The 4,141-nt window shown below is 67.1% G+C and carries 1 protein-coding gene; it reads right to left on the reverse strand.

Annotated elements, in window-relative coordinates:
- Positions 1 to 24: 24 nt before the first annotated feature.
- Entirely contained in the window at positions 25 to 3,501 is a 3,477-nt protein-coding gene (gene rpoB, locus ACFU7Y_RS41130) for a DNA-directed RNA polymerase subunit beta (protein ID WP_224278208.1), read from the reverse strand.
- Positions 3,502 to 4,141: the final 640 nt, after the last annotated feature.

Here is a 4,141-nt window from a genome sequence, read left to right on the forward strand (position 1 = left end):
CTGCTGCGGCCGGCCCTACCTCCGTCAGACCTCTTCGACGCTGCTGGGCTCGCGCCGGGACAGGTCGATGCCGAGCTCCTCGGCGGCGCGGAACACGTCCTCGTCGGAGTCCCGCATCTCGATGGACTGGCCGTCCGAGGACAGCACCTCCACGTTGAGGCAGAGCGACTGCATTTCCTTGATGAGAACCTTGAAGGACTCGGGAATGCCGGGCTCGGGGATGTTCTCGCCCTTGACGATGGCCTCGTAGACCTTGACTCGGCCGAGGACGTCGTCGGACTTGATGGTGAGCAGTTCCTGGAGCGCGTAGGCCGCGCCGTACGCCTCCAGGGCCCACACCTCCATCTCACCGAAGCGCTGACCACCGAACTGCGCCTTACCACCGAGCGGCTGCTGGGTGATCATCGAGTACGGACCGGTCGAACGGGCGTGCAGCTTGTCGTCGACCAGGTGGTGCAGCTTGAGGATGTACATGTAGCCGACCGAGATCGGCATCGGGAACGGCTCGCCGGAGCGGCCGTCGAACAGCCGGGCCTTGCCGGTGGAGTTCACCAGGCGCTCACCGTCACGGGTGAGGATGGTGTTGTCCAGCAGGCCGGTGATCTCGTCCTCGCGGGCGCCGTCGAAGACCGGGGTGGCGAGGTTGGTGCCGCCCTCGACCTGGTCGGCGCCGATCGCCTGGAGGCGCTTGGCCCACTCGTCGGCGAGGCCGGAGACGTCCCAGCCCTGCTTGGCGAGCCAGCCGAGGTGGATCTCCAGGACCTGTCCCGGGTTCATTCGGGACGGGACACCCAGCGGGTTGAGGATGATGTCGACCGGGGTGCCGTCCTCCAGGAACGGCATGTCCTCGACCGGCAGGATCTTGGAGATGACGCCCTTGTTGCCGTGGCGGCCGGCGAGCTTGTCACCGTTGGTGATCTTGCGCTTCTGGGCCACGTAGACGCGGACCAGCTGGTTGACGCCCGGGGGAAGCTCGTCGCCCTCCTCGCGGTCGAACACGCGCACGCCGATGACCTTGCCGGACTCACCGTGCGGGACCTTCAGCGAGGTGTCGCGGACCTCGCGGGCCTTCTCGCCGAAGATCGCGCGGAGCAGGCGCTCCTCGGGGGTCAGCTCGGTCTCACCCTTCGGGGTGACCTTGCCGACCAGGATGTCGCCGGTGACGACGTCGGCGCCGATCCGGATGATGCCGCGCTCGTCGAGGTCGGCCAGGACCTCCTCGGAGACGTTCGGGATGTCCCGGGTGATCTCCTCGGGGCCGAGCTTGGTGTCACGGGCGTCGACCTCGTGCTCCTCGATGTGGATCGAGGAGAGGACGTCGTCCTGCACGAGGCGCTGCGACAGGATGATCGCGTCCTCGTAGTTGTGACCCTCCCACGACATGAACGCCACGAGCAGGTTCTTGCCGAGGGCCATCTCGCCCTCGTCGGTGCACGGGCCGTCGGCCAGCACCTGGTTGACCTCGACCCGGGCGCCCTCGTCCACGAGCACCTTCTGGTTGAAGGAGGTGCCCTGGTTGGAGCGGGTGAACTTGGCGGCGCGGTACGTGGTGTACGTGCCGTCGTCGTTGGCCACGGTGACGTAGTCGGCCGAGACCTCCTGGACCACACCGGCCTTCTCGGCTGTGATGACGTCCTGGGCGTCGACGGCGCAGCGGTACTCCATGCCGGTACCGACCAGCGGGGCCTCGCTCTTCAGCAGCGGCACCGCCTGGCGCATCATGTTCGAGCCCATGAGCGCGCGGTTGGCGTCGTCGTGCTCGAGGAACGGGATCATGGCGGTCGCGACCGACACCATCTGGCGCGGCGAGACGTCCATGTAGTCGATCTCGGAGCCCGGGATGTAGTCGATCTCGCCGCCACGGCGGCGGACCAGGACGCGCGGCTCGGCGAAGTGCAGGTCCGCGGTCAGCGGCGCGTTCGCCTGGGCGATGACGTAGCGGTCCTCCTCGTCGGCGGTCAGGTAGTCGACCTGCTCGGTGACCACACCGTCGACGACCTTGCGGTACGGCGTCTCGATGAAGCCGAACGCGTTGACCCGGCCGTACGAGGCCAGCGAGCCGATCAGACCGATGTTCGGGCCTTCGGGGGTCTCGATCGGACACATGCGGCCGTAGTGCGAGGGGTGCACGTCACGGACCTCGAAGCCGGCCCGCTCACGGGACAGACCACCGGGGCCCAGCGCGGACAGACGGCGCTTGTGGGTCAGGCCCGACAGCGGGTTCGTCTGGTCCATGAACTGCGACAGCTGGCTGGTGCCGAAGAACTCCTTGATGGAGGCGACGACCGGCCGGATGTTGATCAGGGTCTGCGGCGTGATCGCCTCGACGTCCTGGGTGGTCATGCGCTCGCGCACGACGCGCTCCATGCGGGCGAGACCCGTACGGACCTGGTTCTGGATGAGCTCGCCGACGTTGCGCAGGCGGCGGTTGCCGAAGTGGTCGATGTCGTCGACCTCGACCACGATGTCGCGGCCCTCGCCGTCACGCCACTCGGTCTCGCCCGCGTGCAGCTTCACCAGGTACTTGATCGCACCGATGATGTCGGGCTCGGTGAGCACGCCGGAGTCCAGCGACTCGGCGTTGCCCAGCTTGCGGTTGACCTTGTAGCGGCCGACCTTGGCGAGGTCGTAGCGCTTCGGGTTGAAGTACAGGTTCTCCAGCAGCGTCTGCGCGGCCTCGCGCGTCGGCGGCTCGCCCGGACGCAGCTTGCGGTAGATGTCCAGCAGCGCGTCGTCCTGGCCCTGGGTGTGGTCCTTCTCCAGGGTGTTGCGCATGGACTCGTACTCGCCGAACTCCTCGAGAATCATCTCGTTGGTCCAGCCGAGGGCCTTGAGCAGCACGGTGACGGACTGCTTGCGCTTGCGGTCGATGCGAACGCCGACCATGTCGCGCTTGTCGATCTCCATCTCCAGCCAGGCACCACGCGAGGGGATGACCTTGCAGGAGTAGATGTCCTTGTCGGACACCTTGTCCAGGGTGGAGTCGAAGTACACACCCGGGGAGCGGACCAGCTGCGACACGACGACACGCTCGGTGCCGTTGATCACGAACGTGCCCTTGTGGGTCATGAGCGGGAAGTCGCCCATGAAGACCGTCTGAGACTTGATCTCACCGGTCTCGTTGTTGGTGAACTCGGCCGTGACGAAGAGCGGGGCCGCGTACGTGAAGTCGCGGTCCTTGCACTCGTCAATGGAGTTCTTCGGCGGCTCGAAACGGTGGTCGCGGAAGGTCAGCGACATCGACCCGCTGAAGTCCTCGATCGGGGAGATCTCCTCGAAGATCTCCTCCAGACCGGACTTGGTGGGGACGTCCTGACCGGACTCCAGCGCCTCCTCGACCCGGGCCTTCCAGGCCGCGTTGCCGAGCAGCCAGTCAAAGCTCTCGGTCTGCAGGGCCAGGAGGTTCGGGACCTCGAGGGGCTCCTTGATCTTCGCGAAGGAGACGCGGAGCGGGGCGGTGGATGCGGCGGAATTGTTCGAGGCGTTGCGCGGCGCGGCCAAGAGGGGGGTCCTTCCGAGGGCTCGGAGCTCACTACGCGCGTACCAGCCGGGCCTGCTTGGGCTTGGTGCCGCCTCCCTCGCCACTGGCCTCTGCCGGAGTCGAAACCCCAGGTCAGAGCCGCTTTGCGGAGGCGGTGCCAGACCCCTTCAGGGCAACGCAAACTCCGGGCGACGAGTCACGGAGCAGCTAACAGGCAGCGCAAAGGGACAGTGTAGCCAAAGGCGACACTGCTGTCCAGCTCTGATTCGGAGACCGAATCGGAGACTCCTCCCGGTAGCCGGCGGGCGCGGGCACCCACCGGGTACTGCTCTAACTCACGTGGAGTCATTTCCCGCCGGGCCGCTGGTTATGCATCCAGCGGCGAACCAACCGGGCGGACTCGCGCCTTGAGAATCGCGCGCCATGCCTGGTTCGTCAAGGGCCCACCGACGGTGCGGGCCTCGACCGGTCTATCGATCCGGACCCCCTCGGCGTTACAGAAGCCGTGGTGGGGCCGCCCTCGACTCCGGTGATCACCCTACCCCCCGGCACCGACGGTGCCGAGTGAGCCATCGGCCACACCGGTGGTCCGTACCGGCCGGTCGGGGGAACGGGCCTGCCCCGGAAACGCGAAAAGGCCGGGCCGACCACCCGCAAGGG

The organism is Kitasatospora sp. NPDC057542, assembly GCF_042801945.1.
GTDB lineage: Bacteria > Actinomycetota > Actinomycetes > Streptomycetales > Streptomycetaceae > Kitasatospora.